This window comes from Ruminococcus sp. AF17-12 (assembly GCF_003479245.1).
GTDB classification, from domain to species: domain Bacteria; phylum Bacillota; class Clostridia; order Lachnospirales; family Lachnospiraceae; genus Blautia_A; species Blautia_A fusiformis.
The window spans coordinates 112,372-134,611 of record NZ_QUGY01000006.1 but is presented as its reverse complement, the minus strand read 5'-3'; the positions used below and the strand labels follow the sequence as shown (position 1 = coordinate 134,611).

Genomic DNA, 22,240 nt, shown 5'->3' with positions numbered 1-22,240 from the left:
TCGACTCTGATCAGCAAATTACGGTGGTACTAACAGATGGGGGAGATATATTTTCATTGGAATTTGACTCCTTTCCACTTCCCGACAAATTGTCGAGAAGTCATGGGTTTTAATTTTTCACTGTCTGCTTCAATAAATAAATTGTGCTGAACTGCACATATAACTTTTCTTCTTCCCAATCCATCTGATCCATCAGCAGGCATTGGAATAATACATCTACATCCTGCAATTTATAAATCCTGTTGCACGTTTCTGACAAACCTTTTAATTCCGGAATCTCTTGCATCGCATTTCGTCTGTGCATAAGACATTGCAAGTATAATGCTTCAAGATGTTTCTGGCTGAAAATAAGTGCTGTCGTATCCTGTTCATTGACTGTACATTTACGTTTTTCTAACTCTTCTTGGGAAATGTCCAGAAAACACCGGATATTTTCGACATATACATCACCATCAAATGTTGGATGCTTTTTCTTAATCCATCGTTTTGCCGCTACCTCCATATTCTTTCTGTCTCGATCAGATCTGGCACTACGGAAATTCAGCCTTTTGCCCATTTCTGCATAGATATTACTTTTCACCTGCCGCTCTGCCAAAGCTGCGTATTCTTCATTGCGAAAAAAATAATCTAAAAGTTGGTTCATCTTAGCCTGACTATCTACCAAATGATAACATTCCTCGGAAAACCCCAAACCTGCAAATGCAACTGGCGCACTTCCTTTTTTGATTTCTTTTTCAATTACTCTTAAAATGTCTCTCTGTGATTCCATTTCTCGGTTTCCTCTCTCTTCTTCATTTTTCTGATTCTTTTCACAAATCATCAATAAATTTTCATCTGCTCTTTTCGCTGTCAGTGTCAGTGAATAACAAACAAAGATCAGCAACAGTGATACCAATGCACTTCCAACACCAATCATAAAAACTTTTCCCCCACCAATACATGAAGCAATCCGTCCCATTTAAAAAACGGACTGATTTTTTTCAGCATAGCAATCAAGTCCGCTTCATTTTCTATTTCAATATCCAAAAATTCTATTACACTAATTTCAAGTCCATCCGCAATTTTCTTTAATTGTTCTACTTTCGGCTTTCGTATGCCTATTTCATACTTCCGAATTGTATTCACATTAATTCCTGTTCGTTCTGCAAGCAGCTCCTGCGATAGCCCTCTCTGTTTCCGAAAATAACGAATCTTTTCATTTATCTCCATGTCTTTCATCTGTTGAACTTCTCGACAATTTGTCGGGAAGTTGTTCCCTTTCCCAGTTTTCTTTTCCTTCATATCCATACATAGATATTTCCTCATCCAATAGCCTTGCAACCATAAAGCAACAAGACAGCAAAAACAAAAGCACTATTCCTGCCATAATAATAATTATCAAATCAATCACATCTCATCCTCCTATGTAAGCGGTACAGAAAAAGCAGCCTTGACAGACTGCTTTTTCAATCACCATATTCTATTTTTGTTCTCATGTAAAAAGGCTTCCGAAATTGTGCGAATCCCAAACGCTAATCCATCTATGTAAGCGTCTCTCTGTTCTGTTTGTTTAAGATTTAAAGTATATTCCTTGTAATCCTCAAACATTGCCTGCAGATCCGGACTCATTAGACTTATCATTTCCTTTTCTAATGTTTCACACAGTTCCTTTGTCTCTTCATAACTTTTACTTTGTGTCTCACATTGATTCATTGGATAAATGCTATAATACAATTTTTCCAGTTGCTTTTCGCTCATTTTTGATCACCATTTCTTTCAGTCTTTTTATGATCCATATAATTCCAGAAATGCCGTTTTTTAGCAAAATGCCTGCTACAGCTAATAATCTCCAGGCAAGAACCCCTATTCCAATCAAACTTCCTACCATCAGTTTAAGTACCACCAAACCAAGCATTTCCCCTGTCCCCACATTTCTTGGAACGACCAACAAAAACATTTTCTGGATTCCGAAAGGTATTCCCACAAAAAGCAATAATTTTCTCCAGTCTAATATTTCACCATTCATGCACATAGGGTGAACAATTAAGCAGATAATCATAGCTATTGCACCAGGAATTATCAATTTTGTTATAATTTCTTTTCCTCTCATATGCCACCTCCGTACATATCATGATTTACTTTTGCCTGGTAATAATTGCCTATTGTCGTTATTGAATTCATAAGACAGGTAAGCAAATACGCTTTTATGTTCTTTACTTCCCTGGTATTCTCATGCAGACAGTCAAGTACATACTCTATGTGGCTTTCTTCCAGCAACAATAATCTGCTTTTTACGAACTGATATGGGTATTTCACTCCACTGATCGTAATATTCTCCCGTTCTATGCTGATTGTTTCCACAATTAGTGCCACAATTTCATCCAACTGTTGCTGTTCCCCTAGTCTGCATCGTTGTACAAGACAGTCATATTCAATATTTCTTTTTACAAGTGCAGTATTCATCTGGAATAACCCCATCTCTTCCATCAAATCCATTGACTGCTGTTCGGAAGAATCTGAAAGATTGATAAGATCAGTATTACTTCTGTCAGTATTACTAATATCAGTATAATTATAATTAGTATTATTAGGGTCGGTTTTTCCGACTTCTGTACTTCGGTTTTTCCGAACTCTTGACTTCGATTTTTCCGACTTCCAGACTTCGGTTTTTCCGAACTCTTGACTTCGACTTTCCAGAACTCCAGACTTCGGTTTTTCCGAACTCTTGACTTCGGCTTTTCCGACTTCTTGACTTCTGTTATCATTCTCTGCCGAATCTAATACTTTTTCTTTTCTATATACAAAGCTCTTTACATAAATAATTGTTGGTTTTCCCAATCCTCTCTTTACTCTTTCAATCAAACCAATTCCTTTATCAGTATCTAATTCTGCAAGAATTTTCACACCTTTGTCTTTTCCGCAGTTCATATATTCCATCACTTGTTCCAATGTAAATATGATATAAACTTTCCCCTCATTGTCCACCCAATTATTTCTGATAGACAAAGCCATTCTGTCCAGCATCAGCCCATAAAGAACCTTTGCATCGCTGGACAGATTACGGAAATATTCATCTGTGAATAATACTTTGGGAATACGGTAAAAAGCAAACTGTTCCGATTCATAATCGTGAAAATAACCAAACTCTATTTTTGTGCTTTCGGATTTTGCCATTTTGCTTTCCCTCCTTCCCTCGTTATTGGCTTTTCTTCCAGTTATCAAGCAGTTCATAGATAACCTGTTCAATCTGTTCTCTGTTATATTCCTTTGGGAAATACTTTCGTATTTTCTTTTCAGTTAAAGTAACTTTTCCTGTCTCTGTTTTCTTTTCATTCAGAATAAGCTGTACCGCTAATTCTGTCAGTTTACCTTCACCGCTGTATTGCTTCAGTTTTGTTGCCATTGAACCTGTAACAGAGCTTGCCCCAGACACTATGCAGTCTTTCACCCAAATCTGCTCCGTTTCTGATAAATAGGTTAATGAAACACCTACTGTAAAATTAATCTTTCCTTCATCCAACAATTTCAGCAATTCCGGAATAAGACAGGTCAAGCGTATGTAACGCTGAACGGTTCTTCCACTGTCACCTGCAGCCTGTCCAACCAGATCTGCACTGTCAACAGAAACTGCGTTTTCGTCTTTTATGCCTTGATGTTTTACTGCATCCATCTTCATCTTATAAGCATATGCCTTTTCGCTTGGAAGCAAATTTTCTCTCTGTATATTAGAATCCACCATAACGATTACGGCTTCATCATCGGTATAGTTTCGTATGAGTACTGGCATTTTACTTTTTCCAGCCAGTTCGCAACCACGTTTTCTCCTGTGACCAGCAATCAGTTCATATCCTCCCTCTGCGCGAGGACGTACCAATGCAGGATTTAAGATGCCATAATTCTTGATACTTTCTACTGTTTCAGCCATTTTTTCATCATCATTTACATGAAATGGATGATTTTTAAACGGATATAACTCGTTTAGCGGCACTTCAAAAACCTGATTGAAGCTATTTTGTTCTGCTTCATTGATTCCAAGCAATTCATCATAAGAAGTAAGCTGAATTTCTTTCTTAGGTTTACGCATGATTCAGCACCTCCTGGACAAGTGCCTGATAACTGTACGCACCTTTTCCTTTTGCATCGTAAGAAAAAATACTGACACCTTCTGATGCAGTTTCGGCAAGAGCTTCTGTTCTTGGAATCATTTGATTGAAAATTTTAATCTCTGCTCCATAAGCATCTCGCACTGCCTGCTTGTTTCTCTTTGAGTTGTTATAATGACAACTGTCCATAGTAAACAAAATTCCCTCAATCTGTAAAGCTGGATTGAATCTCTGATGAATTCCTTTCACAACTTTCAGCAATTCCATAAGTCCATCTGCCGCATAATATTGTGGCTGTACCGGAATCAATACACTGTCAGCTGCAGTAAGGGCATTGATTGTCAACATTCCCAATGAGGGCATACAGTCAATTAAAATATAGTCATACTCCTGTTCCAGAAGTTCCAAATACTCCTTTAAAACTTTTTCTCTGTCCTCTACTGTGAACAATGACATATCCATTCCCGAAAGTAGTTTGTTAGATGGAATCACATCTATTCCTTCCGCATGATGTAAAACGGCCTCCTTGGGATCAAACTCTAATCCCATGATAATATTTTCCATCATTGTTTTCAGTGTCACTCTCAAATTCTTTGGAAATCCAAGCCCCATTGTCAAATGCCCCTGTGGATCTGCGTCAACCAGTACAACTTTCTTTCCTTCCTTGGCCAGTCCTACTCCAAGATTGATAGTGGTAGTGGTCTTTGCCACTCCACCTTTCTGATTTGCGATTGCGATTACTCTGCACATAACTTTTCCTCCTAATGTCTGATTCTTTCGACGTCTACATACACACGAAAATATTTGTTTGTTCCCTTATTTGCATAAGGCTCTGATATACTTAAAATTTCAAAGTTACTATTCTTTTCCAATATTTTTCGAAACCATTTCAGTTCATTTGTTGTTCCCTGTAATCTGATTTTCAGCATTTTTGACCTCCAATCATTTTTAGGAGCAATACTCCGGATAACGTATCTTTATTGCCTCCCAAAAGAATTTTGCATACCCACAGCAAAACAGATCTTCTACTGTATAACAGCTGCACTCCGATAACTGCTTTTCCGCATCTTCATAGTCATAGACACTGGGTGTACCGTTGCAGTAGAGATTAAATGCCATGCGTACAACTCTGACACTACCACTTGTCTGCCATCCTTCCTGCAGACATTCTGGCTTCACACTGCCATTTTTAAAATCATAAATTCTGTTAACGTGTTTTCGTGTATCTCTGTCGATTCCAAGACAATATACCAATGCTTTGTGATATACATCTTTCCATCTGCATTTTGGCAGATATTCCAAATAGAACTCCTTATGTTCTTTGTTCATAAAAGTTATTGTGCGAGCATCCTCGCCAGCTGCGCCTATCGCTGTACTTGCCATACTGATCTCCTCCTTATAAAATTGGTTTTTAAGTTTATAATTTGTTTTTTGAAAATTATGGTGATCTGATGAAACCGCTGATAATTTGAGTAACTTCGCTGAAGATTGCAAGCCTTTGCTTTTACTCAGTTTTTCCTTACTCAATACTCAATTTTAGAAGATTCTTGGTGATTTCCAGCGATGCTTGGCGGTATTTAGGACTTTTTTAGAAAAATATAGAAAAAAGCCCCGAAAACCTTATAATCACTGTGAAACGTAGTGTTTATAAGGCTTTCAGGGCCTTTAAATACTTAAATTTAGACTTATTAAAATAATATAATGAAAACTTAAGCTAATGGATTACTTACCCATCTGCTTTGCAACTTCCTCAGCGAAGTTCTCTTCTTTCTTCTCAAGACCATCGCCTGTCTCGTAGCGAACGAAGCCTTTGATCTGGATCTTAGCGCCGTTCTCTTTTGCTACCTGCTCTACGTATTTAGCAACGGACTGTTTTCCGTCCTCTGCTTTTACGTATGTCTGGTCAAGAAGGCAGATCTCTTTGAGCTCTTTCTTGATACGTCCTGTGATCATTCCCTCGATAACCTTAGCCGGTTTCTGGGACTCCTTCGGGTCGTTCTGGATCTGAGCCATAAGGATCTCTTTCTCATGCTCGATATAGTCAGCGCTTACTTCCTTGTCGCTTGTGTACTGCGGTTTCAGAGCTGCGATCTGCATAGCTACGTTCTTAGCCATCTCTTTAACAGCATCGTTAACAACATCTGTCTCAACGTCTACAAGAACGCCGATCTTTCCACCCATATGAGTGTAGGAAGCGATGAATCCGTTCTGCTCCTCAACCTGAGCAAATCTACGGATGTTCATGTTCTCGCCGATTACTGCGATCTGAGCTGCAAGAGCCTCTTTTACAGTCTTGGTTGTATCAAGTGCCCATGCCTCAGCAAGGAAAGCATCGATATCAGCTGCTGTTGTGTTAAGTGCCTGTGCTGCAACATCTGCAACATAGCCCTGGAACTTCTCGTTCTTTGCAACGAAGTCTGTCTCAGCATTAACCTCAACAACGACTGCTTTCTTTCCATCCTCTGTTACCAGAGTTTTGCAAAGACCCTCTGCTGCGATACGGCTTGCTTTCTTCTGTGCTGTAGCAAGACCCTTCTCACGCAGGAACTCAACTGCTTTATCCATATCACCATCTGTAGATGTAAGAGCTTTCTTACAATCCATCATTCCGGCGCCGGTCATCTCTCTTAACTCTTTTACCTGTGCTGCTGTAATAGCCATTGTTCGTTTCCTCCTGAAATATTCTGTTTATACGAATTATTCCTCTGTAGCTGCAAACTCCTCAGACTCAGCCTCGATCTCGCCATCTGCCTCAGCAGTTCCCTGCTTAGCCTCGATAACAGCGTCAGCCATCTTGGAAACGATGAGTTTTACTGCACGGATAGCATCGTCATTTCCCGGGATCACATAGTCAAGCTCTTCCGGATCACAGTTAGTATCGCAGATACCGATAAGCGGGATTCCAAGTGTATGAGCCTCCTGTACGCAGATTCTCTCTTTCTTAGGATCTACGATAAAGATAGCATCCGGGATTCTCTTCATCTCTTTGATTCCGCCAAGGTTCTTCTGAAGCTTAACAAGCTCTTTGCGAAGCTCGATAACTTCTTTCTTAGGAAGTACGTCGAATGTTCCGTCAGCTTCCATTGTCTCGATCTCTTTCAGTCTTGCGATACGGCTCTGGATTGTCTTGAAGTTTGTAAGCATACCACCAAGCCATCTCTCATTTACGAAGAACTCTCCACAACGCTCTGCCTCTGTACGGATAGCATCCTGAGCCTGTTTCTTAGTTCCTACGAAAAGGATGTGTCCACCGTTGGCAACGATATCTGCTACTGCATTGTAAGCATCGTCAACCATTCCTACAGACTGCTGAAGATCAATGATATAGATACCATTTCTCTCTGTGTAGATGTACGGAGCCATTTTAGGGTTCCATCTTCTTGTCTGATGTCCGAAATGAACACCTGCCTCTAAAAGCTGCTTCATTGAAATAACGCTCATGTCTTTTCTCCTTTTTGGTTAAATTCTTCCGCACAGGTCGCCTTCTCTCTGGACCCATCCTCACACCGTAGGGCACCATCCTTATAGAATCGCCGTGCGTGCTTATTTTTGCAACTTCTGAATTATAGCATAGAAAATCCCCTTATGTAAAGGGGATTTTTCCAATTTTTTTCTGTTTTTCAGCGGTTTCCGGCAGACTTCAGAAGCTCCAGCTCTTTTTCGGTGAGCGAACGATATTTTCCTGTCGGAAGATCTGAAGGAAGCGCCAGCGGCCCCATGGATAGTCTTTTCAAATAAGTTACTTTTTTTCCCAGTGCCTCCATCATCCGTTTTACCTGATGGAATTTTCCCTCGTGGATAGTAAGTCGGATCTCAGATTCCCAATTCTTACCGGCTTCTGCAGATTCTGTACCGGACTCCCAGGTAGAAAGGATCTCCAGCCTTGCCGGTCGTGTGAGATCTTTTTCCCCGATATCCACGCCTTCTGCCAGCTTCACAACATCTTCTTCTGTCACTTTCCCAGATACTTTTGCATAGTAGGTCTTGTCCACATGCTTTTTCGGAGAAAGAAGCTCGTGTGCCAGAGGACCGTCATCTGTGATCAGAAGGAAGCCTTCTGTATCTTTATCCAGGCGTCCCACCGGAAAAAGACCCTTTCTTCTGTCTTTCTCTTCAATGTAGTCAAGAACCGTTTTATCTCTGAAGTCCTCCGTTGCGCTGACACAGCCTGCCGGCTTGTTAAAAAGATAGTATACATATTCCGGTGCAGCATGGATCTCCTGCCCGTTCATAACCACCTGATCTTCTTCTGTTACTTTCAGCTCCGGTTTCTTCACAGATTTCCCGTTAACCTGCACCTGACCCTTCTGTATGTATTTTTTTACCTCGCTTCTTGTACCTGCGCCGGCATCTGCCAGAAATTTATCCAGCCGGACTGGTTTTTCCATTAATCATTTACCTCCCATTCTGTTACATGGGCTGCCTTTGCATCTGCTCTGATAAAATCCGGGATCTCACCGGCAAATGTCATATAAAGTCCGGAATCCCCGCCGGTGCTCTCTTGTCCTTCCAGAACCACTTCCATTGTGGCATCTGCATTCCAGATAGTCCATCCGTTTACCAGCTGTGATGGACGGATACATTTTTTCAGGGCTTCCAGCTGTTCCTTTTTATCGTAACGGACTTTATAACCGTTCTCTGTTTCTTCAAGATCCGAAACAGGCTCAATGTCGGAAAAAACCTCATCATCTTCGCCGGCAGCTTCGGAGCTGAAGTAATAAACATCAATATACTCAACAGACAGCTCATCCATAGAAAGAGGATATCCTGTTTCTTCCAAAATTGCAAGTGTTCTCTTATATGACGGATACACCAGAACGGATGTGGACACATTCTCTCCTTCCTGCACAGCCGGTACATTCATTCCCCATTCATCCATGTAGCCTTCTGACGGAATTCCCGTATAATCGAACATCAACATTGCACATGGCTGGTCTTTTACTGTCTGACCGCCGTTTTCCAGAATGTCCTTTCTCAACGCCTCTGCCAGCGCCTGACGCTTCTCTGCATTTTTCTCAAATAAGGTTTGAATATCTCCGTCACAGAAAATACCGGTGACCTCTTTCAGATACTGTTTGTCCAGCTGAAAAAATGAATATCTGTCTTCTTTCCATGTCTGCTCATCATACAGGGCTTCCATAAGATTCTGTGCCTGTGCAGAGGATACAATATAGCCTCTGCATACACTGAATCCCTGTTTATTTATGTAGCGCACATACATGCGCCTTCCTGATTTTTTTCCTTTTTCATTCTGAAGCCTGATATCCTTCAGACTGTTATATAATGCTTTACTTTTCATCACCGGCTGATCCAGCAGACCGGAACTATTGTCTGAGGTGGCAGTATACCGGATCTTATAGATTCCATTTTCTTTTTTTTCCACATTGCAAAGCTGCTCTGTATATGAAAGATTGCTTACATTTATCACAACTCCCTGAAGATTGTCATAAGCCGGAAAATAACTGTCATATCCCAGAAGATCCATTTTCATGGTCAGCGCACAGATTGCCACAACACCTCCAAGGATCATAAGCTGCACTTTTCTGCGGAAAAATCTGCGAAAATCCATTTCATAGATCACTTCCAGAATTCCATGGACTAGGATCGTTCCCAGTATCATTCCGAAGATCCACCATGCTGTTTTGGATGAATCTTCCGGGATCATATAAAAGATCAGACCGATCCCCAGTCCGGATGGTATTGTGATCAGGGCACTTAAGACCGGCTCCATCCAAGTATATACCAGAGCTTTTCCGGTATTCTCTGACCTTCGTCTGCAAAATGCCATCCAGGAAAGTGCTGCCATGATAAACAGCGTGAGGATCAGTATCAGCAACTGCTTTCCAAAGCTTCCGCTGCTGTATCTATCTATAAAGCTTACGATCACCATAAGAGGAGATCCCAGATTCCGCACTGCTGCCAGAATTCCGTAACTGCCCTCGTACCAGGTATCAAAAAATAAATGTCCGCTTAACTGCAGCATCACTGCCAGAACGATACTGTAGGTAAACAGCCCTGCCCATGCAAGTGCTCCCATCAACATGGTACCGGTGCAGGCGATCACCAGCACTGTGGAAAAATACACCAGAAGATACATCAGGAGATGGAGCACCAGCAGGATCAGTGCCTTTTTCATAATGGAAAGGCTGTAATATCCTCTGGCTGCCCCGATGCATACCGCAGCAAATTCCATGATCACATATGGCACCAGATAATAAAGAACAGCCAACAATACTCTGTGCAGAAACAGTGCACTTCGCTTTACCGGAAGGCTGTGATAGAAATCCACTTTTCTCGGGGAATACAGATACCAGAAGCCGCTTACTGCTGCAAAAAATGCGGTTACCGCAGCCACAGCTGCTCCCATTGTGAGAAAGTCTCTGCTCCACAGGCTGGAATACAGATATGAAAGCTGACTCTGAGTATAACTGCGCTCATTCCATTTTCCCATCAGAATAAGTTCCGCTACCGGAAATGCAAGGAGAAATGCGATCATGGCAAATGCCGGGATCCATCTTTGTCCTTTAGAAGAGGATTTCATATACTCACTGGAATAAATTTTTGACTTCATAGCCTGCCACCTCCGTTTCGCTGATAAATATTTCTTCCAGAGTCAGTGGGAGCACTTCGCAGAAAAGAGGATTTTTTGCCTGTATCTTCTCCATGATCTCTCTTCTTGTTCCCCTTGCAGTAATAAGCAGCAGGGAGCCCTGATGCTCTGTTTTCAAAACCTCCAGCTCTTTCTTTAATTCTTCTTCTTTCTTTTTGTCAGTAAGTACACACTGGATCTTATGGATGTGGAATTTCATATCCTCCAGATCTCTGGAAAGGAGAATTCCTCCCTGATGAAGAAGCCCGATGTGATCACAGATATCTTCCAGCTCACGGAGATTATGGGAAGCAATCACCGGCGTAAATTCACGACTCATGATCTCCGATGCAAAAATACTTTTTACTGCCTGGCGCATTACCGGGTCCAGGCCATCAAAGGTTTCATCACAAAACAGATATTTCGTTCCTGTACTGATTCCCAGGATCACCAGAAGCTGTTTCTTCATTCCCTTGGAAAAAGTGCTGATTTTTCGTTTTCCATCCAGATGAAACTGCTTCATCATTGTCTCAAAACGTGCCTGCTGAAATCTCGGATAAATACAACGGTAAAATTCTGCCATGTCCAGAGCATTGTAATTTGCCGGAATATATGCATCGTCCGGGATGTAGAAAAAATGCTCTTTGATCCTTTCATTTTCAAAAACCGGTTCTTCATCCATCAGCACCTCTCCTCTGTCCTGACGGATGATCCCGGCCATGATACGGAGCAGAGTACTTTTTCCCGCACCGTTGGAACCGATCAGTCCAAAAACCTCCCGTTCCCCGATATCCATGGTTACCTTATTTACTGCCTGTATTTTGCCAAAAGCTTTGCTGCAGTTTTTTATCTCAATCATTGTTTCCCTCCTTATAGCATGAGCAGATCACACCGATCATTTCTTTCTCCCCTACTCCCAGAGCCTTTCCCTTTTCTGCGATCTCTTTCAGCTCACTTAAAGTTTCTTCCATACCGATCCGCCTGATCCTGCTGCTGTCTGTGACAAAACTGCCTTTTCCCTTCACCGGACAGATCAGCCCCTGCTGCTCCAGTTCCATATATGCCCGCTGGATGGTATTTGGATTGATTGATAATTCCACGGCCAGCTGCCGCACAGACGGCATCTTGGAAGATGGCTCCAAAGCTCCTGACAGGATCAGCATCCGGAATTTCTCTACGATCTGCTCGTAAATGGGACGTCTGTCCTGATAGTCCAAGAATAACATACGACGCTCCTTTCTCTGTAATCTGCGTATTAAGTGTATTAATTCTTTTAATACACTTATAATAGCACGTGATACAAAGATACGCAAGAAATGGTCTCTTAAATAAATATAAAATCTATATAAATTTACCGGCAGCAAAAGATTCCGGCATATTTTTACAAAAAAAATCTGTAATGGCATCCTTATACTATGATCCCACTACAGATTCTCTGTAAAGCAAATATTTATCTTTCACTCTGCCTGATCCATTAGCAGGCAGATATTCATGATCCACATTGGATCAGACAGCCCGGTAGCCACGTTTTTCTCCCCGGCGCGCAAAATACTGATATCCTCCGATCATCGCTGCCGCAAAAACACCATAGATCATCAGAAGGCTTCCTGCTCCGGCTTTTTCCACCAGAGTCTGGGCGTATTCACTGAAAATAAGTATCCAGGTATTGGCTCCGATGTGCATCAGCACACTGGTCCACTTATTACCTCCCATCTCCAGAAACCACGCAAAAATCCCTCCCAGAACAAACGCATACACAGCCTGCAGGACATTTCCGTGATAAATTCCGAAAAACGCCGCAGAGATCACAGCGGAAAACAGTACAGAAAAGTGATCCCGAAGTCGCAGATAGATCAGCCAGCGAAAGATCATTTCTTCTGCAACAGGCGCTATGATCCCCATCCAGAAGATCATCATAAACAAACTCTTTCCTGAGGTGATCTTCGTCATCGTCTCTCCATAGCTGGATGAGATCCAGTTCTGCAGGATCGCCACCAGCACATTGGCATACTGGGCAAATCCGGCTCCAGCAGCAAGAAGAAGCAGCATTTCAGGAATAGATAGCCTTTGTTCCTCAACGGAAGTCAAACCGCCGATCAGCCTTCCTATACGATCCTTCCGGTAAAAATATACTGCCGGAAACATAACCAGCACTCCGGTAAGTCCGGTGATCACCAGCGTATAACTATAGTACCTTTCCTGTGCGTTGCCGACATGCCCTGCCAGCCAGAGAAGCACGGCGCTTCCGAGGATCTGTCCGATAAGATAATGGATTCCTGCCGGATAAAGCTCCCTCCACACTATTTGAAAAATATTCTGCCTGTGCAGAGGGGTCAGACGAAAAAATTCAGAAGTTCATCTGCGGAAGCTACGATCTGAAGAGGCTGTGCCTTTTCCAGTTCTTCTCTGCTTCCATATCCGTAAGATACAGCCACACACTGGATCCCGCATCGTCTGGCTCCGAGAATGTCATGTTCTCTGTCACCCACCATGATCACCTGGTCACGGTGGTCAGAAAGGCTCATTCTTTCCAGAGCTTCCTCGATCACCTGAGATTTGGTTACTTTCGGTCCATTGAGGTCTGTCCCGGCGATCACCTCAAAATATCGACTCAGATTAAAATGGTCCATGATCTGTGTTACGTAAAAGGTCGGTTTCGCAGACGCCACAGCCAGTCTGTAGCCACGACGTTTCAGTTCTGCCAGAGTGTTTTCTACGCCGGGATAAACGGTGTTCTCATACATTCCTTTTTCTGAATACCGTTCTCTGTAATATTCGATTCCCTTCTGCGCTGTCTCTTTATCAAATCCCGCATATTTCATAAACTGTTCCAGAAGCGGCGGACCCACAAAAACCTTCAATGGCTCCAGCTCCGGTGCCGAAACTCCAAGCTTCTCCAGTGCATACTGTACAGATTTCGTAATCCCCTCTCCGGATTCTGTCAGTGTTCCGTCCAGATCAAAAAAGATTGCCTTATACATAAATTCCTCCTGTTGTATAAAATAATCAGTAAGTATGCCTATTGTATCACTGTTTTTCTGGTAAGTCCATGGTTTCATAGTACAGCTTCCCGGATTTCACAAAACCCATGAGTTCTGCTTTCCAGGGATTTCTGCTTTTTTTCGGTAATTTCGCCAGAAGCTTTTTTCCTTGCCAGTAAAAATCACATTCTTTTCCATTGATCCGAAATGTAAGGATCTGGAACGGAATATCCGGACTGATCTCTATCCGGATCCTGTTACCGTCTGTTTTCATTCGGATCACCGGTTTTTGCTCTTTTTCTTTTTTCCTATCCGACGTTCCTGTTGGTTCTGTCCGATAGTAAGATAATGCCGGATTTTGCTTCTTCTCCCTCTTTGATGCATCTGTCACTGACTTTCGAACTGGTTTTTGAGTCAACGTTACAGATGGACTTGCTGTCACTGTCTGTATGGGGATTGGTTGTTCAGTCAGTATTGGCAGTTTTGTTGGTATCGGCGTTTCCGTCAGTTTTTCCGCAGGTGTATCAGCTATCTCTACTTCTGCCGCAGTATTTCCATTTTCCATAAAGCTTTCTTCCTGAGAACGTACCTCATCTGTCTGAAAATCTAAATTCCATTGTGCAGACTCCTCCTGATCATTCTCTGATTCTGCCCAGGCAGCGGAATACTCCTCAGTATTTCCTTCTTCTCTGTTCCAATTACTATCATCACTTTCTTCTCCTGCATAGCTTTCTTCCCAGTCTTCCGGCAGCTGTCCGGTTCCTTCTCCCACATTCATATCAAATCCGCCGGTATCAAAACTATCCATGCCTGACACATCAAATCCATAGACAGCAATGGAAGGGATCATCCAGCTGCATAAAACCAGCAGAAACAAAACAATAAAACAGGTTTTCCTACTAGTAATTTTCATTTCTTTTGGTTTTTTCTGATCACTTTCTCTTCTTTTTCTCATTGATCTCCTCCCAAAGCTGCAGATTTCTGCTTTCACTGTCATCCAGTAATTCCGCTTTTTCTTTCTCTTTATAATCTTCCCACAGCTTTCTGCTGGCCTCTTTCTGACCGGTCCGAATAAGAAACATTCCATATTCTCCGTAAGCCACAGGATATTCTGCATCATACAGAAGAAGATTTTCATAATATAAAGCCGCTTTTTCCGGTTCACACAAAAGCTCCGCATTCCATGCCAGCAATAGCTCAATACGACGCTGCTGTTCTTTTTCCCCATAATTTCTACTTAACCTCTGGAGTCTCTTTTCCGCTGCCATACAGCACTTTTCCCGATCTTTTGAGTCTTCCGGATACTGTCTGGCTTCGTAATACAAATCTGTTACTTCTGAGATCGCCACAGAAAATTCTTCCGTTTTCAGCAATCCTGCTATCAAGATCAGTGTTCCTATCAGAATCCCTGCAGCTGCCGCTTCCAGAAATCGTTTTCTCCAAGTGATCATCCGATATCTGTTTTCCAGCTTTTGGATTTTCTTCTGAACCACTGACATATCCGAATATCTGTATTTTTCCTGTTTTCTGGTACATCGGAACAGGAGCAAGAAAAAATCCGGATATAAAATCCACTGCCATTTCTTTTTTCCGCAAAGCTTTTCCAGGGTCTTCCCCAGAGCATAAATATCACTTCCCGGTCTTAAGTAGCCCTGATACTGCTCCGGCGCCGCATAGCCTTTCGTTCCTTCACAGATCTGTTTTCTTTTTCCATGATCGAACATGGCACTTCCAAGATCTATCAGATACAGATGCCCGGTTTCAGAAAACATAAGATTATCCGGTTTCAGGTCCCCGTAACAGACCGGTGGCTTCCGACTGTGAAGATATTCCAATACTCTGGCAATCTCCTTTCCCAGGGCAAGGATTTCCCGTAAAGAAAACCGTTTTCCTGAACGGAGAAGTTCTCCCAGCGACTGACCCTTGATATATTCCATGATCAGATAACAGTACTCCCCTGTTTCCACATAATCGATAATCTTCGGTATTGCAGGATATTCCAGATGCTGCATGAGTCTGGCTTCTTTTTTCTTTGCGATCGATATCTCTTTCACTGCACGGCAGATACCAAGTTCCATATCTTTTGCCAGATAAAGGCTTCCACCTCCGCCATGTCCAATTTGTTCTACAATGCAATAACGTTCTTTCAGAACATTTCCGATCAGACAGATCACCTTCCTCTCATTTCTGTCAGACAATATTTATGCTTACATTTCTTATTGATTTGGGATAATCCGGTGAATTCCGGTTTGAAAAAACAGATAACTTATAGTCAGGCAGATATTCGTGATCTGCCCTCGTTTAGGATAAGTCCTATTATAGCACGTCCTGTTCTTTTTGCAAAGAACTTTCTATATAAAAAAGTCCGCCGGATATAGCAGACAAAAATGTCTCTTTATCCGGCGGTCTGTCATTATTCATAGTGTTTGTATCTGCAAAACTATACCTTACATACGATCCGGTGCAGAGAATCCAAGAAGATCGATGCTTGTCTCAAGCACTCTTCTTGTAAGCTGGAGCAGCTGAAGGAAGGATTCCTTCTGTGCCTGATCCTCTTCGCTTAAGATCTTGGTCTCATGGTAAAAGCTGTTAAATGCATTGGATACCTCATAGATATATGCACAGATCTTATGTGGTGCTTTTTCTTCAAAAGCGTTCTCAACCATTGCCGCAAAGCCGGAAAGCTGAAGCATCAGGTTCTTCTCACTGGCATTGACTGCCGGAAGGATCTTACCTGTACTTAAATCTCCTCCCTCCTGTACATAACGGTTCAGGATCGACTTAATACGAACGATAGTATAAAGGATGTACGGACCTGTATTTCCCTCAAAGGATGTAAAGCGGTCAACATCAAAGATGTAATCCTTGGTCGCCTGGTTGGAAAGATCTCCGTATTTGATCGCGGAAAGTCCTACGATCTTGGCAGTATCCTTTGCATCTTTATCTTTTACACTACGATTCTCCACGATCTTGCGATACATTTCCTCATCAATGTCTGCGATCAGGTTCTCCAGACGCATAACACCGCCTTCTCTTGTCTTAAACGGTTTACCGTCTTTTCCATTCATGGTACCGAAACCAAGGAAGGAAAGCTTGGTTTCCGGATTTACAAGACCGGTTTTTCTTGCGCAGCGGAATACCTGGATAAAATGCAGCTCCTGACGCTTGTCAACAACATAAAGGATTTCATCCGGCTGAAAGAGTTTCATACGCTCTACGATAGTAGCAAGGTCTGTGGTCGTATAGAGAGAAGCTCCGTCTGATTTCAGAAGCATACATGGAGGGATCTCCTTGGTATCACTCTCTTCTTTTACATCTACAACAAGAGCACCCTGGTCCTCATAGGCAAATCCTCGCTTCTTCATGTCTTCTACCATATCCGGGATGTACGGCTGTGCATCGGATTCTTTTTTCCAGAGGTCAAAGTCTACGTTCAGATTCGCGTAGTTTCTCTTAAGGTCTGTTACAGATACATTCATGATGTGGTTCCAGAGAGCCATGTATCCGGGTTTACCCTGCTGAAGAAGATGGGTTGCCTCCAGTGCCTCATTACGGTAAGCCTCATCCTCTTTTGACTTCCCACTGGCACATGGATAGATCTCTTCCAGCTCGCTGATAGTAAACGGTGCTTCTGCCGGATATTCACCGGTAAAGCTGTCATCAAAATATACCAGCTCCGGTTTCCGGTGTTTCAGCTCAGTGATGATCAGTCCCATCTGAAGGCCCCAGTCTCCAAGATGTACATCACCGATCACCTTATGTCCTACAAAACGTCCGATACGCTTGATGCTCTCACCGATGATTGCAGAACGGAGATGTCCTACGTGAAGCGGCTTGGCAACGTTTGGTCCGCCATAGTCGATAATGATCGTCTTCGGATTCTTGGCAGTCTCAACAGAAAGCTTCTCATCCTCTGCCATCTTATTCATGTATTCTGCAACAAATTCCGGTTTCACATCCAGGTTGATAAATCCAGGCTTTACAACTTCTGCTCTGGAAAAGATCCGGCTCTCTGACAGCTGTGCTACCACATCATCAGCGATCATAAACGGTGCCTTGTGATATGCTTTGGCTCCTGCCATAGCACCGTTACACTGATACTCACATAAGTCCGGTCTGTTGGAAACAGTAACTTTTCCGTAGGACGGATCATAACCTGCTTTTTCAAATGCTGCGGAAAGTTCTTCCGCCATCTGTTCCATAATCTTCTTCATGTTTCAAACTCCTCATATCTTTGTTTCTGTATTTTATGCTTATAACGTCACTTTTCTTGAACATGCGACTGCAAGGGCACCATAACCGATATGGCAGGCAACACTTAAGGAAAGGGGATCCATATGTATCTCCATTCCTGGAAATACCTCCTGGATCTCTCTTTTAAATTCTTCTGCTTCTTCCAGATTTCCTGTATAAGCAGCCTGAAGACACATCTCACCGTCAGATGCGTATTCCTTAAAACGTGTTTCCCAATCATTCTTCATTGCCTTCAGCATGGCACGTTTGGCCTGCTTCTTGCCACGGACCTTGGCGTAGGCATCCAGCTTCTCTCCCTGGATCTGAAGTACAGGCTTCAGGTTCAGAACCGTTCCGATGGCTGCGGCTGCCGGTGTGATCCTGCCACCTTTTTTCAGATATTTCAGGGTGTCAAGTGTGATATAAATACTGGAATCGAGTTTCTGATCTGTAAGGATCTTCTTGATCTCTGCAGCACTTTTTCCTGCCTCGGCAAGCATCTTAGCATCCATTACAGACTGTCTCTGTGTTACGGAAATCCGCTGATTGTCCACTACCTGAACACGACCATTATAATCAATAGCAAGTCCCATTGCAGTAGAACAGGATGCACTCAGTCCGCTTGACATCGGAATATGAACGATTTCCTCATAATCTCTCAGAAGCTTGTCCCACAGATCACAGAGATCAGCCGGACTTGGCTGAGATGTGGAGATCGGTTCATCCTTCTTAAGCTTCTCATAAAACTCTTCCTGTGTGAGAGTTACACCTTCAAGATACATTTTTTCATTAATATAAAACGGCATCGGTATCACATAAACGCCAAGCTCTTCGGCCTGGGCCTGTGTGATACCGCTGTTGCTGTCTGTTACAATGGCAATTTTGCCCATTCTTTTCTCTCCTCCTGGTCTGTTATCTCACAGTTCAAAGAATTAATGCATCAGCCCCTGATGAACTAATTCTTTGAACTGCTGTAGAAAGCCATGATGTTAGTGTATCATATTTTTTTCTATATCACAATTGGAAATTTTCTGTGACCTTCGCTCACAAAAAACACCTCGCGGAATATTACCAGTGAACAGTAACCGCAAACAGTAACTAAAAAAACAGCTACCATACAAATATTTATGCACAGCAGCTGTCACACTATTTATCAAAAATATCCTTATCTATTTATGATCTGTGTCTTATTTCATTTCTCTTACGATCTTTCGAACCGGAAGAACAAATGTCGGAGATACGGACAACTCATCCAGTCCCATCTCTACAAATCTCTCAGTAAGTGTAGTGTCCGCACCAAGCTCACCACAGATTCCGGCCCAGATACCTTCTTTATGTGCATTATCCACAACCATCTGGATCATACGGAGAACTGCCTCATGATGGGAATCATAAATGTTGTCAAGCTTTGCATTCTGACGGTCAATAGCCAGTGTATACTGGGTCAGATCATTGGTTCCGATACTGAAGAAATCAACCTCTTTTGCAAGAAGATCACTGATCATAACAGCTGCCGGAGTCTCGATCATGATACCCTGCTCCACGTCATCACGGAACGGGATCCCCTGTTCCTTAAGCTCTGCTTTTACTTCTGCTACAATGGCCTTGATCTGCTTCACCTCTGTTACAGAGATGATCATCGGATACATGATGGAAATATTTCCGAACACGCTTGCACGGAAAAGCGCTCTCAGCTGTGTCTTAAATACTTCCGGACGGTCCAGACAGATACGGATCGCACGATATCCCATTGCAGGGTTCTCCTCATGCGCCATATTAAAATAATCGATCTGCTTGTCCGCTCCGATATCCAGAGTACGAATGATAACTTTTTTGCCGGCCATATTCTGAGCTACGGTCTTGTAAACCTGGAACTGCTCTTCCTCTGTAGGATAGTCTTCTTTTTCCAGGTATACGAACTCACTTCGGAAAAGTCCGATGCCTTCCGCATCATTGGCAAGTACATTCGCAACATCACCTGTACTTCCGATGTTGGCATAAAGGTGGAGCTTACGACCGCTCTTGGTAACAGTTTCTTTACCTTTCAGTTCTTTAAGCATTGCACGCTGTGCAAGTTCATCGGCACGCATATCCTCATATTTTTTAAGGGTCTCTGCATCCGGCTCAACGATCAGATTTCCGCTCTTTCCGTCTACGACTGCCATCTTACCGTCCATGGACTCATCGTATTCAATATTGATCAGCGCCGGAATATTCATGGTTCTCGCAAGAATCGCAGTATGTGAGTTAGAAGAACCTTTTCTTGTGACAAAAGCAAGAACCTTGCTCTTATCCATCTGTACAGTCTCACTTGGTGCAAGATCCTCTGCAACTACGATCACCGGCTCGGATGCTTCAAGCTCTCCATCTCCATGGCCGGAAAGCACACGTACCAGACGGTCTGAGATATCCTTTACATCAGCTGCTCTTGCTTTCATATAATCGTCGTCCATCTGTGCGAACATTGATGAGAAGTTATCACCAGTTGTTGCAACCGCATATTCTGCATTTACAGACTCTGTACGGATAATGTTGTGGATGGAATCCAGATAGTCATCATCATCCAGCATCATCTGATGAACCTCAAAGATTGCCGCTCCGGACTCTCCAACTTCCTGAAGAGCCTTGTCATAAAGCTTCTGAAGCTGTGCCACAGCCTGCTCTCTGGCTGCCTCCACACGCTTTACCTCTTCTTCCGGATCCTCCACGTGAACACGTTTAACACTGGCGTCAACTTTCTGGAGGATTGAGATCTTACCGATCGCAATACCGGAAAATACAGATTTACCTTCCAAAACCTTCATGAAATTATCTCCTTCTGTTTTTATATTTGCCCACTTATGATGTATTATATCACACTATCCAAAGATTCTGCCACGATTTTTTTATGATCTCTAAAAAACCTGTAAAAACTCTATTTATACTTTCTTTTTTTGTCATATATACAGCAAAAGTGACAAAATAAAGACCGCAGAGCTTCATAAAACCTGAACAATACTTTCAGATATAAAAATAAGCATCTGCCGCCGGAATCCTTCCGGCAATTGCAGATGCTATATGTATGTATATCTTTTTATTCACTGCGAAGGGCATCAATCGGATTAAGATTAGCTGCCTTTACAGATGGGAGAAGTCCGAAGATCAGACCGATCAGCATGGAAAATACCACAGAACCGATGATAGCCGGAACGCTGATGGCTGTTGGTGCCCCAGACACCTGAGACACCATTTTTGACAGGATGATTCCAAGGACCACACCAATGATTCCTCCGATGCTGGTCAGCACCGAAGCTTCCGTCAGAAACTGTCCCAGGATCACTTTTTTTCTTGCTCCGATAGCTTTTTTCAGTCCGATCTCGCTGGTACGTTCTGTGACAGATACAAGCATGATATTCATAACACCGATACCACCAACAAGCAGGGAGATACTTGCAATCCAGATCAGCTGCTGATTGGTACTTTCGCTGAGCTTCTGGAGATTCTTGACCTTCTCCATAATGTCTTCCGCTTTATATTTAAAGTTCGATTTGTTTTTTTCATTCTGGATCCCTGTATTCAGAATATCCTCTGCTGCTTTTCCTACAGAACTCATATTATCTGTGCTGTCTGCACGGACTGTCACATTTTGCGGCTGATCAAATTTAAATGCAACAGGCCAGGTAGTATCCGGGATCATCACGCTTCCCATGATCGTCTGCGAATATTCCTCATACTCAGAAATCGTATTGATCTTCGGCATGCTGTCCTCACTCTGAGTAATCACACCTACAATGATATACGGTTCTGATCCCACCTCAATGGTTTTCCCTACCGGGCTCTCACTTCCGAAAATATTCTGTGCAGCATTGGAATCCACAAGAGCAACCTTTCGGTAGCTGTCATAATCTTTTTGTACAAATCCCCGCCCGGACTGGACCAGGTATCCCCTCGTTTTCAGATAATTGCTGTCGATCCCGTACACGGTTCCGCCCTGAAAGCTTGTGTTTTTATAATAAACACTGGCAGACTGGCTGCTGTAATAAAATGTAGAACTGATCACATGATCCAAGTCTCCGATCGCCGTTTTCTGGGAATCAGAAATAACCGGCGGTGTGGCCGAGCTTCCGTAAGAACCATAATCCATATCGTATGTACTGTCTCCGTCATAGAGCATAACCTGTACGGTATTGTTTCCGGACCCGATCAGATCTTCCTTGATCTGCTCACTGGTACCTTTGATCGTAGATACAATTGCAATAATAGATGCAATACCAATAATAATACCCAGCATGGTCAGAAAGGATCTCATCTTATGTGACCATATTCCCTGAAAAGCCAGGCGTATATTTTCAAACATGAAATTTCTCCTTCCTGTT

Annotated in this window: 24 protein-coding genes; all 24 read right to left on the bottom strand. The window is 42.7% G+C overall.

Annotated elements, in window-relative coordinates; translation table 11 throughout:
- Nucleotides 1-109 precede the first annotated feature (109 nt).
- Complete coding sequence (locus tag DWW77_RS08565) at nucleotides 110-916, bottom strand: hypothetical protein (protein ID WP_005426603.1); 807 nt, start codon at nucleotides 914-916, stop codon at nucleotides 110-112.
- A complete protein-coding gene (locus tag DWW77_RS08560) occupies nucleotides 913-1,218 on the bottom strand; it encodes a helix-turn-helix domain-containing protein (RefSeq protein WP_227094345.1) in 306 nt (101 codons plus the stop codon). The genes DWW77_RS08565 and DWW77_RS08560 overlap by 4 nt, the downstream gene beginning before the upstream one ends.
- Complete coding sequence (locus tag DWW77_RS18040) at nucleotides 1,196-1,390, bottom strand: hypothetical protein (protein ID WP_005426607.1); 195 nt, start codon at nucleotides 1,388-1,390, stop codon at nucleotides 1,196-1,198. Before DWW77_RS18040 ends, DWW77_RS08560 begins: the two co-directional genes overlap by 23 nt.
- 59 nt (nucleotides 1,391-1,449) lie before the next feature.
- Nucleotides 1,450-1,737: a DUF6809 family protein gene (locus tag DWW77_RS08555; RefSeq protein WP_015541255.1), complete on the bottom strand. Its 288-nt coding sequence runs from the start codon at nucleotides 1,735-1,737 to the stop codon at nucleotides 1,450-1,452.
- Entirely contained in the window at nucleotides 1,703-2,089 is a 387-nt protein-coding gene (locus DWW77_RS08550; protein ID WP_005426609.1) for a DUF6050 family protein, read from the bottom strand. Before DWW77_RS08550 ends, DWW77_RS08555 begins: the two co-directional genes overlap by 35 nt.
- A complete protein-coding gene (locus DWW77_RS08545; RefSeq protein WP_286188005.1) occupies nucleotides 2,086-3,225 on the bottom strand; it encodes a replication initiator protein A in 1,140 nt (379 codons plus the stop codon). Before DWW77_RS08545 ends, DWW77_RS08550 begins: the two co-directional genes overlap by 4 nt.
- Entirely contained in the window at nucleotides 3,176-4,063 is an 888-nt protein-coding gene (locus DWW77_RS08540; protein ID WP_118608520.1) for a ParB/RepB/Spo0J family partition protein, read from the bottom strand. The genes DWW77_RS08545 and DWW77_RS08540 overlap by 50 nt, the downstream gene beginning before the upstream one ends.
- Nucleotides 4,056-4,832, bottom strand: coding sequence for a ParA family protein (locus DWW77_RS08535; protein WP_118608519.1), 777 nt, complete (start codon nucleotides 4,830-4,832; stop codon nucleotides 4,056-4,058). The genes DWW77_RS08540 and DWW77_RS08535 overlap by 8 nt, the downstream gene beginning before the upstream one ends.
- A gap of 11 nt (nucleotides 4,833-4,843) precedes the next feature.
- Complete coding sequence (locus tag DWW77_RS08530; RefSeq protein ID WP_118608518.1) at nucleotides 4,844-5,011, bottom strand: DUF3970 family protein; 168 nt, start codon at nucleotides 5,009-5,011, stop codon at nucleotides 4,844-4,846.
- 19 nt (nucleotides 5,012-5,030) lie between these two features.
- Nucleotides 5,031-5,465: a DUF6075 family protein gene (locus DWW77_RS08525; RefSeq protein ID WP_118608517.1), complete on the bottom strand. Its 435-nt coding sequence runs from the start codon at nucleotides 5,463-5,465 to the stop codon at nucleotides 5,031-5,033.
- A 339-nt stretch (nucleotides 5,466-5,804) separates the two neighbouring features.
- Complete coding sequence (gene tsf / locus DWW77_RS08520; protein WP_021650399.1) at nucleotides 5,805-6,743, bottom strand: translation elongation factor Ts; 939 nt, start codon at nucleotides 6,741-6,743, stop codon at nucleotides 5,805-5,807.
- 36 nt (nucleotides 6,744-6,779) lie between these two features.
- Nucleotides 6,780-7,523: a 30S ribosomal protein S2 gene (gene rpsB, locus DWW77_RS08515; protein WP_044960678.1), complete on the bottom strand. Its 744-nt coding sequence runs from the start codon at nucleotides 7,521-7,523 to the stop codon at nucleotides 6,780-6,782.
- 179 nt (nucleotides 7,524-7,702) lie between these two features.
- Nucleotides 7,703-8,470, bottom strand: coding sequence for a pseudouridine synthase (locus DWW77_RS08510; RefSeq protein WP_021650398.1), 768 nt, complete (start codon nucleotides 8,468-8,470; stop codon nucleotides 7,703-7,705).
- Nucleotides 8,470-10,653 carry a DUF6449 domain-containing protein gene (locus DWW77_RS08505; RefSeq protein ID WP_118608516.1) on the bottom strand — a complete coding sequence of 728 codons (2,184 nt, stop codon included), beginning with the start codon at nucleotides 10,651-10,653 and terminating at the stop codon, nucleotides 8,470-8,472. Before DWW77_RS08505 ends, DWW77_RS08510 begins: the two co-directional genes overlap by 1 nt.
- Entirely contained in the window at nucleotides 10,628-11,530 is a 903-nt protein-coding gene (locus tag DWW77_RS08500) for an ABC transporter ATP-binding protein (RefSeq protein ID WP_118063532.1), read from the bottom strand. The genes DWW77_RS08505 and DWW77_RS08500 overlap by 26 nt, the downstream gene beginning before the upstream one ends.
- On the bottom strand, nucleotides 11,523-11,897 hold the full coding sequence (locus DWW77_RS08495) for a GntR family transcriptional regulator (protein ID WP_118608515.1): 375 nt from the start codon (nucleotides 11,895-11,897) through the stop codon (nucleotides 11,523-11,525). Before DWW77_RS08495 ends, DWW77_RS08500 begins: the two co-directional genes overlap by 8 nt.
- Before the next feature lie 280 nt (nucleotides 11,898-12,177).
- On the bottom strand, nucleotides 12,178-12,972 hold the full coding sequence (locus DWW77_RS08490; RefSeq protein ID WP_256163518.1) for a CPBP family intramembrane glutamic endopeptidase: 795 nt from the start codon (nucleotides 12,970-12,972) through the stop codon (nucleotides 12,178-12,180).
- 32 nt (nucleotides 12,973-13,004) lie between these two features.
- Nucleotides 13,005-13,652, bottom strand: a complete 648-nt coding sequence (locus DWW77_RS08485; protein ID WP_059085566.1) for an HAD family hydrolase — start codon at nucleotides 13,650-13,652, stop codon at nucleotides 13,005-13,007.
- A 46-nt stretch (nucleotides 13,653-13,698) separates the two neighbouring features.
- Complete coding sequence (locus DWW77_RS08480; RefSeq protein ID WP_118608514.1) at nucleotides 13,699-14,607, bottom strand: hypothetical protein; 909 nt, start codon at nucleotides 14,605-14,607, stop codon at nucleotides 13,699-13,701.
- Complete coding sequence (locus tag DWW77_RS08475; protein ID WP_182431208.1) at nucleotides 14,585-15,850, bottom strand: serine/threonine protein kinase; 1,266 nt, start codon at nucleotides 15,848-15,850, stop codon at nucleotides 14,585-14,587. The genes DWW77_RS08480 and DWW77_RS08475 overlap by 23 nt, the downstream gene beginning before the upstream one ends.
- Nucleotides 15,851-16,099: 249 nt before the next feature.
- The gene (gene argS / locus DWW77_RS08470; RefSeq protein WP_118608512.1) at nucleotides 16,100-17,866 is read right to left on the bottom strand and encodes an arginine--tRNA ligase; all 1,767 of its coding nucleotides are present in this window, start codon (nucleotides 17,864-17,866) and stop codon (nucleotides 16,100-16,102) included.
- Nucleotides 17,867-17,905: 39 nt separating this feature from the next.
- Nucleotides 17,906-18,775, bottom strand: coding sequence for a DegV family protein (locus tag DWW77_RS08465; protein WP_118608511.1), 870 nt, complete (start codon nucleotides 18,773-18,775; stop codon nucleotides 17,906-17,908).
- A 297-nt stretch (nucleotides 18,776-19,072) separates the two neighbouring features.
- On the bottom strand, nucleotides 19,073-20,689 hold the full coding sequence (gene ptsP / locus DWW77_RS08460; RefSeq protein ID WP_118608510.1) for a phosphoenolpyruvate--protein phosphotransferase: 1,617 nt from the start codon (nucleotides 20,687-20,689) through the stop codon (nucleotides 19,073-19,075).
- A 269-nt stretch (nucleotides 20,690-20,958) separates the two neighbouring features.
- A complete protein-coding gene (locus tag DWW77_RS08455; protein ID WP_118608509.1) occupies nucleotides 20,959-22,221 on the bottom strand; it encodes an ABC transporter permease in 1,263 nt (420 codons plus the stop codon).
- Between the last annotated feature and the right edge of the window lie 19 nt (nucleotides 22,222-22,240).